The organism is Blastococcus sp. TF02-8, assembly GCF_003319175.1.
Lineage (GTDB): Bacteria > Actinomycetota > Actinomycetes > Mycobacteriales > Geodermatophilaceae > Blastococcus.
On record NZ_QOHK01000001.1, the window covers coordinates 670,653 to 684,551 of the forward strand.

General features: G+C 73.6%; 16 protein-coding genes. 8 read left to right on the plus strand and 8 right to left on the minus strand.

Annotated features, from left to right (window positions below; genetic code table 11):
* Positions 1-25: 25 nt before the first annotated feature.
* Entirely contained in the window at positions 26-700 is a 675-nt protein-coding gene (locus DQ237_RS03145; RefSeq protein ID WP_113796950.1) for a GntR family transcriptional regulator, read from the plus strand.
* Positions 697-1,872: an MFS transporter gene (locus tag DQ237_RS03150; RefSeq protein WP_240619363.1), complete on the plus strand. Its 1,176-nt coding sequence runs from the start codon at positions 697-699 to the stop codon at positions 1,870-1,872. Before DQ237_RS03145 ends, DQ237_RS03150 begins: the two co-directional genes overlap by 4 nt.
* Here DQ237_RS03150 and DQ237_RS03155 read toward each other — a convergent pair.
* The 3 genes from DQ237_RS03155 to DQ237_RS03165 are packed head-to-tail and all read right to left on the minus strand — an operon-like array spanning position 1,869 to position 3,738.
* Positions 1,869-2,975 (minus strand): isocitrate/isopropylmalate dehydrogenase family protein, encoded by a 1,107-nt coding sequence (locus tag DQ237_RS03155; protein WP_113797487.1) that lies wholly within the window; start codon positions 2,973-2,975, stop codon positions 1,869-1,871. The two genes, DQ237_RS03150 and DQ237_RS03155, sit on opposite strands and share 4 nt — an antisense overlap.
* A 23-nt stretch (positions 2,976-2,998) precedes the next feature.
* Positions 2,999-3,430 carry a cupin domain-containing protein gene (locus tag DQ237_RS03160; RefSeq protein ID WP_113796952.1) on the minus strand — a complete coding sequence of 144 codons (432 nt, stop codon included), beginning with the start codon at positions 3,428-3,430 and terminating at the stop codon, positions 2,999-3,001.
* Entirely contained in the window at positions 3,427-3,738 is a 312-nt protein-coding gene (locus DQ237_RS03165) for a putative quinol monooxygenase (protein ID WP_113796954.1), read from the minus strand. Before DQ237_RS03165 ends, DQ237_RS03160 begins: the two co-directional genes overlap by 4 nt.
* A 75-nt stretch (positions 3,739-3,813) precedes the next feature.
* Here DQ237_RS03165 and DQ237_RS03170 point away from each other — a divergent pair, with 75 nt between their 5' ends.
* Together DQ237_RS03170 and DQ237_RS03175 are read left to right on the plus strand one after the other, a co-directional pair.
* Positions 3,814-4,869 (plus strand): Ldh family oxidoreductase, encoded by a 1,056-nt coding sequence (locus DQ237_RS03170; RefSeq protein WP_113796956.1) that lies wholly within the window; start codon positions 3,814-3,816, stop codon positions 4,867-4,869.
* Positions 4,866-5,576, plus strand: coding sequence for a GntR family transcriptional regulator (locus DQ237_RS03175; protein ID WP_113796958.1), 711 nt, complete (start codon positions 4,866-4,868; stop codon positions 5,574-5,576). Before DQ237_RS03170 ends, DQ237_RS03175 begins: the two co-directional genes overlap by 4 nt.
* A 3-nt stretch (positions 5,577-5,579) precedes the next feature.
* On the opposite strand, the gene DQ237_RS03180 is transcribed toward DQ237_RS03175, so the two are convergent.
* The 3 genes from DQ237_RS03180 to DQ237_RS03190 all read right to left on the minus strand — a co-directional run bounded on the left by DQ237_RS03180 (position 5,580) and on the right by DQ237_RS03190 (position 8,336).
* On the minus strand, positions 5,580-5,972 hold the full coding sequence (locus DQ237_RS03180) for a universal stress protein (protein WP_113796960.1): 393 nt from the start codon (positions 5,970-5,972) through the stop codon (positions 5,580-5,582).
* 76 nt (positions 5,973-6,048) lie between these two features.
* Complete coding sequence (locus DQ237_RS03185; protein WP_113796962.1) at positions 6,049-6,738, minus strand: response regulator; 690 nt, start codon at positions 6,736-6,738, stop codon at positions 6,049-6,051.
* Complete coding sequence (locus DQ237_RS03190; RefSeq protein WP_113796964.1) at positions 6,735-8,336, minus strand: sensor histidine kinase; 1,602 nt, start codon at positions 8,334-8,336, stop codon at positions 6,735-6,737. The genes DQ237_RS03185 and DQ237_RS03190 overlap by 4 nt, the downstream gene beginning before the upstream one ends.
* A 188-nt stretch (positions 8,337-8,524) precedes the next feature.
* Between DQ237_RS03190 and DQ237_RS03195 the strand changes: the two genes are divergently transcribed.
* The 3 genes from DQ237_RS03195 to DQ237_RS03205 are packed head-to-tail and all read left to right on the plus strand — an operon-like array spanning position 8,525 to position 11,660.
* Positions 8,525-9,526, plus strand: coding sequence for a tripartite tricarboxylate transporter substrate binding protein (locus tag DQ237_RS03195; RefSeq protein ID WP_113796965.1), 1,002 nt, complete (start codon positions 8,525-8,527; stop codon positions 9,524-9,526).
* Positions 9,523-10,035, plus strand: coding sequence for a tripartite tricarboxylate transporter TctB family protein (locus DQ237_RS03200; RefSeq protein ID WP_113796967.1), 513 nt, complete (start codon positions 9,523-9,525; stop codon positions 10,033-10,035). Before DQ237_RS03195 ends, DQ237_RS03200 begins: the two co-directional genes overlap by 4 nt.
* Complete coding sequence (locus DQ237_RS03205) at positions 10,035-11,660, plus strand: tripartite tricarboxylate transporter permease (protein WP_113796969.1); 1,626 nt, start codon at positions 10,035-10,037, stop codon at positions 11,658-11,660. Before DQ237_RS03200 ends, DQ237_RS03205 begins: the two co-directional genes overlap by 1 nt.
* 91 nt (positions 11,661-11,751) lie before the next feature.
* Here DQ237_RS03205 and DQ237_RS03210 read toward each other — a convergent pair whose 3' ends face one another.
* Both DQ237_RS03210 and DQ237_RS03215 read right to left on the minus strand, forming a co-directional pair.
* Entirely contained in the window at positions 11,752-12,621 is an 870-nt protein-coding gene (locus DQ237_RS03210) for an SDR family oxidoreductase (protein WP_166509462.1), read from the minus strand.
* A gap of 86 nt (positions 12,622-12,707) precedes the next feature.
* Positions 12,708-13,121 (minus strand): hypothetical protein, encoded by a 414-nt coding sequence (locus DQ237_RS03215; RefSeq protein WP_113796974.1) that lies wholly within the window; start codon positions 13,119-13,121, stop codon positions 12,708-12,710.
* A gap of 121 nt (positions 13,122-13,242) precedes the next feature.
* On the opposite strand from DQ237_RS03215, the gene DQ237_RS03220 reads away from it, so the two are divergent.
* The gene (locus tag DQ237_RS03220; RefSeq protein WP_113796976.1) at positions 13,243-13,875 is read left to right on the plus strand and encodes a hypothetical protein; all 633 of its coding nucleotides are present in this window, start codon (positions 13,243-13,245) and stop codon (positions 13,873-13,875) included.
* The last annotated feature ends 24 nt before the right edge of the window (positions 13,876-13,899 follow it).

Consider the following 13,899-nt stretch of genomic DNA (forward strand, 5'->3'; position numbering starts at 1 on the left):
ACCTATAGCGGAGCAAGGGAGGTTGATGGACGACACCGGGTACGCGACGAAGAGCGACCTCGCCTACACGCGGCTCCGGGGGCTGATCCTCTCCGGCGAGCTGGCCCCGGGACAGGTGCTGGCGCAGGCCTCCCTGGCCCGCACGATCGGCATGAGCACCACTCCGCTGCGCGAGGCGCTGCGCCGGCTGAAGCAGGAGGGCCTGGTCGATCTCGACGCCCACCGCGATGCCCGCGTGCGCGCCCTGGACGCCGCCGAGGCCCGCGACCTGCTGGAGCTGCGGCGAACCCTCGACCCGCTGGCCGCCTCGCTGGCCGCCCGGCGCCGGACCGACGACGACCTCACCGCGATCGCCGCGGCCCTCGACGGGCTCGAGTCGCTGGACAGCTCCCCCTCGGCCCCCCAGCTGGAGCGCCACCACCGCTTCCACGCCGCCATCCACCGCGCCTCGCACAACGCCCTGCTGGTGCAGACGCTCGACGGCCTCTGGATGAAGACCGACCGCTACCGGCGGCACGGGCTCGAGACCGGGCGCAGCGGCGAGGAGCGCGAGGCGCGGGCCACCGAGCACCGGCTGCTGTACGAGGCCGTTCGCGGCGGCGACGCCGACGCCGCCGCCGATCTCGCGCTCCGCCACGTCGAGACCAGCTCGGGCGCCCGCTCGCTCGACCGGCTCGCCGGACCCGGCACGCCGGCGTGACCTCGCCCGGGCGGCGGATGCTCGGCCTGCTGCTGCTGCACTCCGCGCTCACCCAGGTCGTCACCTTCGTGCTGCGCCCCACGTCGGCGTACCGGGCTCTGGAGCTCGACGTGCCGCCCGCCTGGCTCGGCGCGCTCACCGCCTCCTTCGCGGTCGTCCCGCTGGTGCTGGCGGTCCCCTCGGGTCAGGCCACCGACCGGTTCGGCGAACGCCGGGTGATGCTGGTCGGGGCCGTGCTCCTGGCGCTGTCGGGCCTCGTCTTCGCCACCGGCCGGGGTGGCGCCGCCGGGCTGGTGCTGGGCAGCGTGGTGCTCGGCACCGGGCACCTGCTGTCGGTCGTGGGCCAGCAGGCCGCCGTCGCCAACACGGCCGGCCCCGGCCGCTTCGACACCGCCTTCGGCTACTACACGTTCGCCGCCTCGCTCGGGCAGGCCGTCGGCCCGGGCCTCATCACGCTCATCGGCGGGCGGGGTGCTCTCCCCGACACCACCCCGATCTTCTGGACGGCGACCGGCCTGGGCGTCGCCCTGCTGCTCTGCACGGCCACCCTGCGACTGCCGGTCCGCGCGCCCGGTGGCGGCGCGGCGGAGGCCGGCGGCATGGGCACCCTGCTCCGCCTGCCCGGGCTGGTACGGGCGCTGCTGATCAGCTGCGTGGTGCTGGCCGCCGTCGACATCACGCTGGTCTACCTGCCGGCCCTCGGCGCCGACCGCGGCCTGGCCGCCGGCTTCGTCGGCCTCCTGCTGACCCTGCGGGCGGTCGCGTCGATGGTCTCGCGCTTCTTCCTCGGCAAGCTGGTGGCCCGGGTCGGCCGGCGCCGGCTGATGATCACCAGCGTGGCGCTCTCGGCGCTGTCGATGGCGGTCGTCGCGGCTCCGCTGCCACCGGCCGGTCTCGCGGCCGTGGTGGTCCTGCTCGGTCTCGGGCTGGGCGTCGGGCAGCCGCTCACCATGTCCTGGCTGGCCGAGGTGGCCCCGGCCGGGCTGCGGAGCCGGGCGATGTCGCTCCGGCTCACCGGCAACCGACTGGGCCAGGTGCTCATCCCCAGCACGGTCGGGCTCGTGGCCGCCGGGGTCGGGGCGGCCGGGGTGCTCTGGGCCACGGCGGCCGCCCTCGCCGTGGTGGGCGTCGCGGCCCGCCGCCTGGCCGTGGACGGCGGGCCGGCCGCCTAGGCTGCGGCGATCCGCCCGACCACGGCGTCGGTGAACCCATCGGTCGAGGCGCTGCCGCCGAGGTCGCGGGTGCTCACCCCCGCCAGCACCGCTGCCCGCACACCGGACTCCACCCGCGCTGCGGCATCTCGCAGCCGCTCGTCCCCGTGCCGGGTGCCGAGCCAGTCCAACAGCATCCCCGAGGACAGGATCATGGCGATCGGGTTGGCCAGTCCCCGTCCTGCGATGTCCGGCGCCGAGCCGTGCGCCGCCTGGGCCATGCAGCGGTCGTCGGAGGCGTTGATCGACGGCGCGATGCCCAGCGAGCCGGCCAGCTCACCGGTCATGTCGCTGAGGATGTCGCCGAACATGTTCTCGGCGACGAGGACGTCGAAGTCCGCCGCCCGGCGCAGCAGGTGCACGGTCATGGCGTCGATGTGGAAGTCGTCCACCGCCACGTCGGGGTAGTCCCGGGCGACCTCCAGGCACACCTTCTTGAACAACCCGGAGCTCAGCTGCAGCACGTTGGCCTTGTGCACGATGGTCAGCCTCTGCCGCCGCCGCATCGCCAGCTCGAACGCGATCCGGGCGGTCCGCTCCACCGCGGGCCGGGTGAAGATCCCCATGCAGACCGCGACGTCCGGCGTCGGCATGTACTCACCGGTGCCGGCGAAGGTGTTGCGGTCGGCGTAGAAGCCCTCGGTGTTCTCCCGGACCATCACCAGATCGGTGTCCGGGGCGATGGCCCTCCCGGTGCCGAAGCCGCGGGCCGGGCGGACGTTGGCGTACAGGTCGAAGTGCTTGCGCAGGGCGCCGCTCGGGTTCAGCCGCGACCGGTGCGGCTCGGGGTAGGCGGCGCTGTCGTGCGGCCCGAGCAGCCAGCCGTCGAGCCCGGCGAGCGCCTCGAGGGTGGCCGGCGGGAGCGCGCTGCCGTGCTCGTCGATGGCCGCGGCGCCGACGGGCAGCTCCTGCCAGTCGACGGGGGCGGCGCCGGAGGCAGCGAGAGCGGCGTCGACGACGCGGACGGCCGCGGGCACGATCTCCGGCCCGATGCCGTCGCCGAGCAGCACACCGAGGCGGTAGGCGCGGTCTGCGGTCGTGTCTCTCGAGGGGTCTCCCCCCACCGGGTCCACGGTGCCCACGGCGCTCAGGACCGGCTCCCGCCGCGGTCCTGCTCCGACAGGTGCTCGAAGGTCTCACCGGTCGCCGTGAGGGTGCGGGTCACGTCGCGCCCGCCGTAGACCCAGTAGATGGTCATCCGCCCCTCGCCGCGGTTGCGGAAGCAGTGCGGGACGCCCGCGGGCACCCAGGTGGCCTGCCCGGCGACGAGCTCGAACTCGTCGTCGCCGATGACCGCGGTGGCCTCGCCCTCGAACACCAGCACCGTCTCCTCGACGTTGTGCGAGTGCAGCGGGATGCCGGTCCCGGGCGAGAAGACCGTCATCCCGGTGGTGACCCGGTTCTCCGCGCAGTTCCACTTCCCGACGAACGGAACGGTGACGACGCCGTTGCCGCGGTCGAACCGCTCGATCTCCTCCGGGCGCAGCACCATCGAGGGCGGCACGGGCCGGCCGCTCATCGGTCCGCCTCGGCGCTGTGCGAGACCAGGAGCGAGCCGGGGGTGTTGACCTGGCCCTCGAGCACCTCACCGGCGACCGCCCGCCACTGGGCGAAGTGCGGCGCCCGCTTGTGCGCCTCGAAGGCCTCCGCGTCGGTGTAGAGCTCGTAGAGCAGGAAGCGGTTGTCGTCACCCGCGACCGCGCAGACGTCGAACCGCAGGCACCCCGGTTCATGGCGCACCGAGGCCTCCGCGTTGGCCGCGATGCCGGCGAGGAACTCCTCCCGCCTCCCCGGCCGGACCTGCATCTGCACCACCAGGCTGAACATGCGCGCCTCCTCGTCCTCGAGCTGTTGTATACAACTTGTATACACTGCGTCGAGCCCGAGGGAAGAGGACGCGCGATGACGGATCGGATCGACCCGCAGGACCTCCGCACGTTCGGCACCCGCGTGCTGACCGCTCTCGGCGTACCCGAGGAGGACGGCGTGCTGGTGGCCGACTCGCTGGTCCAGGCCGACCTCTGGGGGCACCAGTCGCACGGCGTCCTGCGCCTGCCCTGGTATGCCGCCCGCCTGCGCTCCGGCGCCGTGCGGGCGGTCACCGACCCCGCCGTCCTCTCCGACACCGGACCGCTGCTGCTGCTGCTCGACGGACGGGACGGCATCGGCCAGGTGCTCGCCGACCGGGCCCGCACCCTGGCCACCGAGCGCGCCCGCGCGCACGGCGTCGGCGTCGTCGGCGTGCGGAACTCCAACCACTTCGGCACCGCCATGTACTTCACCCGCCGGGCCGCCCGGGACGGCCTGGTCGCGGTCCTGACCACCAACGCCAGCCCGGCCATGGCGCCCTGGGGTGGACGGCAGAAGGTGCTCGGCACGAACCCGTGGTCGATCGCCGCGCCCGCCCCCGACGGCCGGGTGGTCGTCGTGGACATCGCCAACACCGCCGTCGCCCGGGGCAAGATCTACCTGGCGGAGAACCGCGGCGAGGAGATCCCGGAGAACTGGGCGCTCACGGCCGACGGTGCGCCGACGACCGATCCGGCGGAGGGAGTGCTCGGCGTGATCCTGCCGATGGCCGGCCACAAGGGCTACGCCATCTCCTTCCTCATGGACGTCCTCTCCGGCGCGCTCACCGGCAGCGCCGTCGGTACCGGCGTGCACGGCCCCTACGAGGCGGAGGCGCGCAGCGGCTGCGGGCACCTCTTCCTCGCCCTCGACCCCGCGGCGTTCGGCGACCGGGCCGGCTATGAGGAGCGCGTCGGGCGGCTCGTCGGCGAGGTCCGGGACGTCCCGCTCGCCCAGGGCTTCGACGAGGTCTTCCTCCCCGGCGAGGTCGAGGACCGGGCCGAGGCGGCCGCGCTGGCGGCCGGGGGCATCGCGCTGGCCGACGGCTCGCTGAGCGAGCTCCGTGCCCTCGCCGACGCCACCGGCGTCCCCTTCGGGATGCGGCGGTGAGCGCCGCCTTCCCCGGGGCGGGCGCGGAGAGCAAGGCCGACCTGGTCCACCGGCAGCTCAAGGAGGAGATCGAGCTCGGTGAGCTGGCCCCGGGCACCCCGCTGTCGGAGCTCTGGCTCGTCGAGCGCACCGGCGCCTCCCGCACACCGGTCCGCGAGGCGCTGCGCCGGCTGGCCGCCGAGGGCCTGGTCGACCTCGTGCCGCGACAGGGCGCCCGGGTCTCGCGGGTGTCGCTGCAGAGCGTCCGGGACCTGTTCGACTTCCGCTCGTTGCTGGAGCCGGCCGCGATCCGGCAGGCGACGGAGGCTGCGGCCACCGACGCGGAGCTGCGTCGCGTCTTCACCGCGATGCGCAGCGAGTTCGCGCGCACCGTCCGCCGGGCGCCGTCGCAGGCCCGGTCGCGCGCCTTCTACGAGCTGGCCGACCGCTTCGACTGGGCCGTCATCGGCGCGACCCGCAACGAGCACCTGCGGCGCACGATCGCCGAGCTGCGCCCCCACACCGCGCGGTTGCGCAACCTCTCCCACGTCGATCCGCGGCGCGTGGAGGTCTCCGTCGCCGAGCACCTGCGCATGTGCGACGCGCTGCTGGCCGGCGAGGCCGACGAGGCGGCGACCGCGATGGCCGAGCACCTCACGCAGAGCCTGGCCACGATCTTCCGCAACCTCGCCCGAGCCCCCGCCGACGGGCTGGACCTGCTCGGCTGAGCGCTAGTCGGCCTTGACCGCCAGCACCGGGCAGTTCGCGTCCAGCAGGATCCGCTGCGCCTGGCTGCCCGTGATCAGCTTCCCCGTGGGCGTGCGCCGGCGGAGCCCGATGACGATCAGGCTGGCCCTGACCCGGTCGGCCGCCTCGACGACCTCCTCGGCCGCCTCGTGCCCGCGGACCTGCTGGTCGAACTCGTACACCACGCCGGTGCCGTCGAGCCGCTCGCGCAGCTGCGCCAGACGCTCCTCCGACACGAACCGGTTGTCGACGAACGCGTCGCCCCGGGAGGAGTTCACGACGTGCAGCGGCTCCTCCCGGCGCCTGGCCTCGGCGACGGCTGCGGTGAGGGCCGCCTCGCCCTCGGGGGTCGGCACGTAGCCCACGACGATCGTCATGCGGGCAGCTTCACCGACGCCCACGACGACGTCAGCATTGCGCGCCTAACGGTCGTTTCGTTCCTTGCGTCCACCGTCACCGGGTCGCGGAGCGCAGCGTGAACCGACGCTCGGGCCGCCCGGCGGTGCCGTAGCGCTGCCGGACGTCGGCCTGGTCCTGCGCGACCAGCTGTTCCAGGTAGCGCCGGGCGCTGACCCGCGCGAGCCCGGTGCGCTCGCTGCACTCCGAGGCGGAGAGCCCCTGCTCGGCGGCGGCCGCGAGCGCCTCGCGGACCAGCTCGAGGGTCTGGGGGGTGATGCCCTTGGGCGTGGCAGCGGGGGCGGGTGCGCTCCCCCGGGCACCGACGAACATGCGGTCGACGTCCTGCTGCCCGGCGACGTCGAGCTCCGCCAGCTCTCCGCGCAGCGCGGCGTACTGACGGAGCCGGTCCTCGAACGTCCGGCGGTCGAACGGTTTGACCAGGTAGTGCAGGACGCCACCGTGGAGGGCGCTGCGGATGCTCTCCACGTCACGGGCGGCGCTGATCACCACCACGTCGGCCGCCGACCCGTCGGCGCGCAGCCGGCGCAGGACGTCCAGCCCGGTCATGTCGGGGAGGTAGACGTCGAGGAGGACGAGGTCCGGCTGCAGCCGCGCCGTCTGGGCCAGGGCCTCCGCGCCGGTCGCCGCGGTCCCGACCACCTCGAACCCCTCCAGCGCGCCGACGAAGGCGGCGTGCACCCGGGCGACCATGAAGTCGTCGTCGACGATGAGGACGCTGATCACGAGGTCACCAGCGCGGGGTCGGCGGGCATGCGGGCGACGAAGGTGGACCCGCCCGCCGAGGTCACCGTGACATCGCCTCCTCGCCGTGTGCACAGCAGGTGCACCAGCGACAGGCCGATGCCGCGCTCGTCCGAGGTGCCCTGGCCGGTGGCGGCGTCCTTGGTCGAGACGCCGCGCCGCAGCACCTCGCGCTCCATCCCGGCCGGCACACCCGGGCCCGAGTCGCGCACGACCACCTCGACCTCTCCGTCGACCAGGCCCACGGACACCTCGACCCAGCGCTGGACCGCGGTGGCGGCAGCGTCCAGGGCGTTGTCGACGAGGTTGCCCACGACCGTCGCGACGTCGGTGCTCAGCTCGGCGGGGAGGACCGGCAGCGACGAGTCCGGGTCGACCCGGAAGTCGACGCCCAGCTCGTCGGCCTGGCTGCCCTTGGCGATGAGCAGGGCGGCGATGGACGGGTCGCGCACCGTGGAGGTGACCGCGGCGGTGAACTCCGAGCGGCTGGAGCTGACCCGGTGGACGAAGCGGACCGCCTCCTCGCTCTCCCCGATCTCGATCAGGCCGGCGATGGTGTGCAGCCGGTTGCTGAACTCGTGGGCCTGGGCCCGCAGGGTGTCGGTCACGTGCCGGGTGAGGTCGAGTTCCCGGCGCAGCTCCAAGAGCTCGGTGCGGTCCCGCAGCGTCGTCACCGACCCGATCGGCCGGCCGCGGCTGGCGATCGGCAGCCGGTTGACCACGAGCACCCGGCCTGCGCTGGCGACCGCCCGGTCGCGCTCCACGTCACCGGAGAGGAAGGCGTCGAGCAGCTCCTCGCCAACGCCCAGGTCCGCGAGCGTGCGCCCCAGCGCGTCGCCGGGGATGCGCAGCAACCGGACCGCCTCGTCGTTGATCAGGGTGACCCGGCCGCGCAGGTCCAGCCCGACGACGCCTTCCCGGATGCCGTGCAGCATGGCGTCGCGGTGCTCGACCAGGCCGGTGATCTCGGCGGGTTCCAGGCCCAGCGTCTGACGCTTCACCCGCCGGGCCACCAGGAGTGACCCGCCGACTCCGATGACGCTGGCCAGCCCCAGGTAGGTGAGCAGGTTCGGGGCCTCGGCAACGAGGGAGTCCCAGACCCCCGGGTAGGGGCGGACGACCGCGACGAAGCCGAGCACGCGCGAGCCGCGCGCGGCGAGGATGGGCGCCATCGCGACCGCGGCGCGGCCGTTGCCCAGCTCGATGTCGCCGGTCCAGGACCGGCCGCTGAGCACGTCGCTGGGCCCGAGGTCGTAGCGGTCGCCCATCTCCGCGGGGTCGGCGGTGGCCACGACGGTGCCGTCGGCACGCGCCACGACGACCGACTCGGAGTCCGACGCGCTGCGCAGGTTCTCCGCCACCACCCGGATGTAGTAGACCGACCCCTCTTCCATCGCCGACCGCGTCCGCGGGGCGTTGGCGAGCGTCTCGGCGACGCTCACCGCCCGGCGCCCCTGCTGGTCCTCGGCGCGCTGGGTCGACTGGGCGACGGACACCGCGGCGACGCCCACGAGGACGACGCAGACGATGACCGTCTGCAGCGCGAGCAGCTGGCCGGCCAGTGAGAGCCGCCGGGACACGGAGCCTCCAGACGAGGACGAGGAGCGAGGGGGGCCCAGTTGAGCACGGCGCGGGAGGTCCGGTGAGGCCCGGAACCGTGGACACAAGGACCACAAAGCTCAATGCGCACTCAAGGGTGACACGGGTCACGCGCGTTGCCATTTTCCGTGTCACGAGGTGGTCAACCACCCAGACACAGGAGGACAAGATGCGCACTGCTTCCGTGCGGAAGCTCACCGTCGGCGCCCTCGCCGCCGGCCTCGTGCTCACCGGCTGCGGCACGACCGCCGAGGGCGGCTCCGCCTCGGGCGGCAGCGACGGGCCGATCACGGGCCTCCGCTTCCTGGTGCCGAACTCCCCCGGCAGCGGCTACGACACCACCGCCCGGGCCGTGGCCCAGGTGATGGAGGACGAGAAGCTGGCGTCCGGCCTCGAGGTGTTCAACCTCGAGGGCGCCGGCGGGACCGTGGGCCTCCAGCGGCTGGTCAACGAAGAGGGCAACGCCAAGATGCTCATGCAGATGGGTCTCGGCGTGGTGGGCGCGCAGTTCAGCAACCAGTCCGAGGCCACCCTCGACCAGACCACCCCGGTCGCCAAGCTGATCGAGGAGGCCGAGGCGATCGTCGTCCCGGGCGACTCCCCCATCAAGACGATCGACGACCTGGTGACGACCTGGAAGGCCGACCCGGGCAACACCCCTGTCGGTGGTGCGTCCAACCCGGGCGGACCCGACCACCTGACGCCGATGCTGCTCGCGCAGGAGGTCGGTGTGGAGCCGACCGAGGTCAACTACGTCCCCTACGACGGCGGCGGCGAGCTGCTCGCCGGCATCCTCGGCGGCGACGTGGCCTTCGCGGCGACCGGCGTGGGCGAGGTCGCCGAGGCGGCCGAGGCCGGCGACGTGCGCATCCTCGCGGTCACCAGCGAGGAGGCCGTCGAGGGCGTCGACGCTCCCACCCTCTCCGACGAGGGCATCGACCTGGTCTTCGCCAACTGGCGCGGCATCGTCGCGGCGCCGGGCATCTCCGAGGACGAGACCCAGGCCTTCGTCGACGCGGTGACCGAGATGCACGACAGCGACGCGTGGAAGAAGGTGCTGGAGGACCAGGGCTGGACCGACGCCTTCGTCACCGGGGACGACTTCGCCTCCTACCTCTCCGACGAGAGCGACCGGGTCGAGTCGGTCCTGAGCGAGCTGGGGCTGGCGTGAGCTCTGCCGCTCCCGGCGGCACGACGGAACAGGGCCGCTCCGAGTTCGGGGTGGCCCTGTTCCTCGCAGCCCTCGGCGTCCTCGTCATCGTCATGGCGGTGCTGATCCCCGAGAGCCGGATCGCCCGTGGTCCGGTGGGGCCGGCGACCGTCCCGATCGTGGTCGGCGGCCTGATGGTGGTCGTCGCCGGCTTCCTGGCACTGGACGTCCTCCGCGGCGGCCGTGGCGAGCCGGAGGGCGGCGAGGACGTCGAGCTCACTGGCCGCAGCGACTGGCGCACGGTCCTCCTGCTGGCCGCGGCGTTCGTCGCCAACGCCGTCCTCATCGAGCCGCTGGGCTGGCCGTTCTCCGGCGCGATCCTGTTCTGGGGTGCGGCCTTCGCCCTCGGCAGCCGGCACGCCGTGCGGGACGCGGTCATCGCGCTCGGGCTGTCGTTCGGCACCTGGTACCTGTTCGCCCTCGGCCTCGGCGTGGTCCTGCCCGTGGGCATCCTGAGAGGCATCCTCTGATGGACGCATTCACCGAGCTGATCGGCGGGTTCGGCACGGCCCTGACGCCGACCAACCTGCTGTACGCCTTCATCGGCGTGCTCCTGGGGACCGCGATCGGCGTGCTCCCGGGCATCGGGCCGGCGATGACCGTGGCGCTGCTGCTCCCGCTCACCCGCGGCCTGGACGTGACCGGGGCGCTGATCATGTTCGCCGGCATCTACTACGGCGGCATGTACGGCGGTTCGACGACGTCGATCCTCCTGAACACCCCCGGGGAGAGCGCCTCGGTCGTCACCGCCATCGAGGGCAACAAGATGGCCAAGGCAGGGCGGGCCGCGCAGGCGCTGGCCACGGCGGCCATCGGGTCGTTCGTCGCGGGCACGATCGCCACGCTTCTCCTCGCGGTCCTCGCACCGACCGTGGCCGACCTCGCCGTCGAGGTCTCCCCCGCCGACTTCTTCGCGATCATGGTGCTGGCCTTCATCGCCGTCACCTCGGTCCTCGGCAGCTCCCGCATCCGTGGGCTCGCGGCGCTGTGCATCGGCCTCACCATCGGCCTGGTCGGTATCGACATCACGTCCGGCCAGCAGCGGCTGACCTTCGGCATCGGCGAGCTCGCCGACGGCATCGACGTCGTCGTCGTGGCCGTGGGCCTGTTCGCGGTGGGCGAGGCCCTCTGGACCGCCGCGCACCTGCGCCGCAAGCCGATCGACGTCATCCCGGTCGGCAACCCGCGCATGAGCCGCAGCGACTTCCGGCGCTCCTGGAAGCCGTGGCTGCGCGGCACCGCCATCGGCTTCCCGTTCGGCGCGATCCCGGCCGGCGGCGCGGAGATCCCGACCTTCCTCTCCTACGTCACCGAGAAGCGGCTCTCCCAGCACCCCGAGGAGTTCGGCAAGGGCGCCATCGAGGGGGTGGCCGGCCCCGAGGCGACGAACAACGCCTCCGCCGCAGGAGGCCTGGTCCCCATGCTCACCCTCGGCATCCCGACGACGGCGACCGCGGCGGTCATGCTGGCGGCGATCCAGAGCTACGGGATCGAGCCGGGCCCCCAGCTGTTCGACAAGGAGCCGGAGCTGGTGTGGGGCCTGATCGCCAGCCTCTTCGTCGGCAACACCGTCCTGCTGCTGCTGAACCTCCCGATGGCGCCGCTGTGGGCGAAGCTGCTGCGGATCCCCCGCCCCTACCTGTACGCCGGGATCCTCTTCTTCTCCAGCCTCGGCGCCTACGCGGCGAACGCCAACACCTTCGACCTGTTCCTCCTGCTCGCCATCGGCGCACTGGGATTCATGATGCGGCGGTACGGGATCCCGGTCCTGCCGGCGATCATCGGCGTGATCCTCGGGCCCTACGCCGAGAAGGAGCTGCGGCGGGCACTGCAGCTGAGCAACGGCGACGTCGGCGGTCTCTTCGAGCCCATCTCGATCGTGGTCTACGTGATCGTGGGCCTGATCCTGCTGTGGCCGCTGGTCCGCCGGTTCATGCCCCGCAAGGTCGTGCCCGGGGTCCTCGAGGAGGCGACGCACGAGATCGAGGAGGCGCACTCCCCCCACGGGCTCACCGACTCGGTGTCGGTGTCCGGCACGGCTCGGGCCCGGCAGGGCTTCGACGGGGCGCACGACTCCGACAGCAGCGGCCTCTGACCGCACCCCGCACGACCGGGCCCCGCGCTCCCGCTCCGCCTCCACAGGCGGACCGGGACGCGGGGCCTCGTCGTGGCGACCGGGCGCCGGGTCAGATGCTGCGCCAGCGACCCTCGGTGGCGTTCCCCTCCGGCTTGGACTCGAAGACGTTGCCCTCGGTCGGCGGGACCTCGTCGTTCGCGATCGCCAGCCGCTGGAGCAGCGGCCCGACCAGCAGGTCGTAGACGCCGGGCAGCAGCCGGAAACCGGCGGTGATCAGCGGGTTCAGGAAGCCCGCCTGCACCACCCGGCGGGGGCTGTCCAGGGTGGACAGCACCCGCGCGGCGACCCGCTGCGGCGAGTAGACCGGCGGTGGCGGCCGGCCGGTGCTGCCGGCCCACGACGCGCCCTGCATGTAGATCGGGGTGTCCACTCCCCCGGGCTGCACGATGGAGACCGAGATCCCGGGGACGTCGCGGGTCTCCTGCTGCAGCACCCGCGCCAGGCCCAGCTGGCCCCACTTCGCGGTCACGTAGCTGCCCATCAGCGGAGTGGCCACGTTGCCCAGCAGCGAGTTGACGATGACCAGGTGGCCGGCTCCCTGGCGGCGGAAGAGCGGCAGCACGTGCCGGGCGAGGTTCGCGGTGCCGTGGACGGCGGTGTCGACGACCCGCTCGTACACCTCCTTCGGCACCTCCTCCACCGTGCCGTAGGCCATGACCTGCGCGGCGTGCACCACCGTGTCGAGCCGGCCGAACCGCTCAGCGGTCGAGCGCACCACGGCGGCGATCGCCTCGTCGTCGAGCACGTCGGCCGGGCAGACGACGGCGTCGGCGGCTCCGGCCGCGCGGACCTCGGCGGCGGCCTCCTCCAGCGACTCGCGACCACGCGCCACGAGCACCACGCGGGCGCCCCGTTCGCCGAGCTGGACGGCGGTGGCCCGGCCGATGCCGCTGGAGGCGCCGGTCACCAGCGCCGTCATGGGTCCGGGTCCCTCGGGTAGCGGCACGGGCTCTCCTCGCCAGTGGGTGCGGGCGGCTCCTCGAGCCACCCGGTGTCGGCGGTGGGCTACCCGGTGCCGCCCGGTCCCATGCCGCCCACCTCGTCGAGCCGGTCGCGCAACCAGCGGGGGCCCGCGGTGGGCGTCGCCGCGGGCAGCCGTGCCCGCAGTCCGCGGTCGGCCGTCACGACCACGACCGCGTCCCCGGCCATCTCCGCGACGACGCAGACCAGCGCGTCGTCCCCGCTGCCGGACGCGCGCACCACCCGGACGCCGTGGGGTGCGGGGACGTCGCGGGCGGCACCCTCGACGACGGCGACGACCGCCTCGACGTGCACCGGCCGTCCGTCCGGACCGGACAGCTCCCCCGGGATCGAGGCCAGTTCACCGAGCAACCGGGTGGCGGCCCCGGCGCGGTCGCGCCACCAGCCGTCCGGCCGCGAGCCGACGACGTTGGCGACGTCGACCACCAGCACCGTCACGGGTCCTCCTGCCGTGGGTGGGGCCCGACCGCCCGTTTCCCCGTCGGACCGCTCGGGCATGGAACCTGATCACCGCCCGGGGGAATCTGTCGGCGGCTCCGTTCGGACGAAGGGAACCACCATGGCCGGGAACGAGCACACCAGGCACGACCACGACGCGACGGTCACGACCGAGGGCGCCTCGGTCACCCGGGGCGCCGCGCGCGACGCGGTGAGCGCCCAGCACGCCCGTTTCGGCGGCATCAAGTGGGGCGCCGCCTTCTTCGGCTGGCTGTCGGCGAACGGGCTGGCGGTCATCCTCATCGCCCTGCTCTCGGCGGCCGGCGTCGCGCTCGGGCTCTCCCAGGGCCTGGACTCCGCGGACGAGGCGGCCGACGAGGTCACCACCGGGATCGGCATCGGCGGGGGCATCGCCGTCCTGGTGATCCTCTTCCTGGCCTACCTGGCCGGCGGCTACGTGGCCGGGCGCATGGCCCGCTTCGACGGCGTCCGGCAGGGCATCGCGGTGTGGGTGATCGGCCTGCTGGTCGTGCTGGCGCTCGCCGCGGCCGGCGCGATCCTCGGGTCGCAGTACAACGTGCTGCAGCAGCTCAACCTGCCGCGGATCCCGGTCGACGAGGGCACCGCCACCACCGCGGGCATCGTCACGCTGGTCGCGATCCTGCTCGTCACCCTGCTCGGCGCGATCCTCGGCGGCAAGCTGGGCGAGCGCTACCACCGCAAGGTCGACCGCGCGGGCTTCGACGTCGTCTGATCCGGCGTCCGGCTCCTAGGCTGC

Coding starts and splice junctions, on each gene's coding strand:
- DQ237_RS03180 (WP_113796960.1), bottom strand. CDS start 5,972: ATGACGATCGTCGTGGGCTACGTGCCGACCCCCGAGGGCGAGGCGGCC.
- DQ237_RS03165 (WP_113796954.1), bottom strand. CDS start 3,738: ATGTTCAGCCTGGTGGTGCAGATGCAGGTCCGGCCGGGGAGGCGGGAG.
- DQ237_RS03145 (WP_113796950.1), top strand. CDS start 26: ATGGACGACACCGGGTACGCGACGAAGAGCGACCTCGCCTACACGCGG.
- DQ237_RS03160 (WP_113796952.1), bottom strand. CDS start 3,430: ATGAGCGGCCGGCCCGTGCCGCCCTCGATGGTGCTGCGCCCGGAGGAG.
- DQ237_RS03210 (WP_166509462.1), bottom strand. CDS start 12,621: ATGACGGCGCTGGTGACCGGCGCCTCCAGCGGCATCGGCCGGGCCACC.
- DQ237_RS03195 (WP_113796965.1), top strand. CDS start 8,525: ATGCGCACTGCTTCCGTGCGGAAGCTCACCGTCGGCGCCCTCGCCGCC.
- DQ237_RS03220 (WP_113796976.1), top strand. CDS start 13,243: ATGGCCGGGAACGAGCACACCAGGCACGACCACGACGCGACGGTCACG.
- DQ237_RS03170 (WP_113796956.1), top strand. CDS start 3,814: ATGACGGATCGGATCGACCCGCAGGACCTCCGCACGTTCGGCACCCGC.
- DQ237_RS03205 (WP_113796969.1), top strand. CDS start 10,035: ATGGACGCATTCACCGAGCTGATCGGCGGGTTCGGCACGGCCCTGACG.